Annotated in this window: 2 protein-coding genes; one reads left to right on the top strand and one right to left on the bottom strand. The window is 70.1% G+C overall.

What is annotated here, in order from left to right:
* Positions 1-97: 97 nt before the first annotated feature.
* Positions 98-1033, bottom strand: a complete 936-nt coding sequence (locus tag Vqi01_RS30215; RefSeq protein ID WP_204038538.1) for an AraC family transcriptional regulator — start codon at positions 1031-1033, stop codon at positions 98-100.
* A 231-nt stretch (positions 1034-1264) separates the two neighbouring features.
* Between Vqi01_RS30215 and Vqi01_RS30210 the strand changes: the two genes are divergently transcribed.
* On the top strand, positions 1265-1689 hold a 425-nt coding region (locus tag Vqi01_RS30210), incomplete at its 3' end, for a class I SAM-dependent methyltransferase (RefSeq protein WP_204038537.1).

Raw genomic sequence — 1689 nt, 5'->3', positions numbered from 1 at the left:
GATGCCCGGGCGGCAAACCTAACCCGCATCCCATGATCTGCTCTTGGCTTACCGGCATGGCCCGCACCCGGACTGCGCCATGTGCGGGAAGCCACTGTCATGGCCATGCTCGCTGGGTGCGGCGCCATCGCTGCGGGGTGGTGCCGTAGCGGTCGCGGAAGCGGCGGACGAGATAGGTGGCGTCGCGCAGGCCGGTTCGGGCGGCCACGGCGTCGAGCGACAGGTCGGTCTCGCGCAACATGCGCCGGACCTCGGTCATGCGCCGTTCGGTGATCCATTCAAGCAGGGGGCGGCCGGTGCGCCGGCGGAGCACGGTCGTGAGGTGCCCCGGGGTGTAGCCGAGCGTGCGGGCGACATCGGCAGCGGAGACCGGTTCGCGGAAGGTTGCCTCGATCTCGGCGAAGACCCGCTCGACGAGTGGGTCCGGCGTGGCCGGAGCGTTGGCTGCCAGTCGCGCGGCCGCGACCAGAAGCCGGGTGAGCAGCGCGGCGACGGCCTCGGGGGCGCCGAGACGGCCTGGGTCGGCTACTTCCTCGGCCAGGTCCGCCAGCCACGCCGACCAGTTCGCCTGGTCGGGCTCTGCGATCCGGCCGTGCCCCGCGCTGGTGGCGAACAGGGCGAGGAGGGGATGGTGCATCCAGACCAGTGGGGACACTGATCTCAGGGCGGGAACGGCGTCCGGTGTGAACGCTACCGACCACGCGCGGCCGCGGGCCAGCTCGGCCACCCCCGCGACGCCGATGATCTGCCCGGGCGATACAGCGTGGACCTCGCCAGCGCGCAGCGATCGTTCGGCACCGTCGACGGTGAACGAGCCCCTGCCCTGCTCGACATAGACCAGGACGAAGAAGTCGTGGGCGTGCCGGTGGTCCGGCGGGAGGCTGGAGTGGGCGGCTTCGGTGTCGAAGCGGATCACCGAGACAGGAGGCAGGCCGGGGCGCTGCCGGTAGCGGTAGAGCGGCGTCCCGTCGGGTCGCACCGTGTGCAGCCACGACCGGCCTCCCGGCGAGTCACTGACCGAAGAATGTCCCATGGCTTCCACGTTAAGTCCTGCTCGGTAACCGCTGAATATCCAAGACTTGACGGTGACGACACCGGGTCTGTCACGGACCGCCGAGGCAGACCGCGTACCCAGGAGGCACCCATGACCGCTTCAAACCGCGTACGCATCCTCGACCAGCGAACTCCCGAGGATCGGGACCGCCCGTTCCTTCCGGGCGCGGGAAAGACCTGGCTTCTCCCGTTCTACGACACCTTCACCCGGGTGGCCGGCGTCCACGCACTGCACGAACGCGCGGTCGAGCTCGCCGGAATCGAGCCCGACCAGACGGTGGTCGATGTCGGCTGCGGCACGGGCAACCTTTCGTTCGCCGTGCTCGCGGCCCAGCCGAGCGCGCGGGTGACCGGCCTCGACCCCGACGCAGACGCCCTGCGCAGGGCAGCTCGCAAAGCGCGACGCCGCGGCGTCGCGCTTACCCTCGTCCAGGGATACGCCGACCGGATCCCCGCTGAAAACGCCTCGCTCGATCATGTGGTCTCGTCGTTGGCCCTGCATCACGTCGATGACGACGGCCGGATCGCGTTCGCGCGCGACACGCTGCGCGCTCTCCGGCCGGGAGGAAAGGTCACGATCGTCGATTTCGGCGGCCCAGCTTCCCACATCGAGGACCCCACTCACCCAACGCACCG

Origin of the sequence: Micromonospora qiuiae, from assembly GCF_016863555.1 — a bacterium.
Taxonomy (GTDB): Bacteria; Actinomycetota; Actinomycetes; order Mycobacteriales; family Micromonosporaceae; genus Micromonospora; species Micromonospora qiuiae.
This window is presented reverse-complemented; position numbering and strand designations above follow the sequence as displayed.

Coding starts and splice junctions, on each gene's coding strand:
- Vqi01_RS30215 (WP_204038538.1), bottom strand. CDS start 1,033: ATGGGACATTCTTCGGTCAGTGACTCGCCGGGAGGCCGGTCGTGGCTG.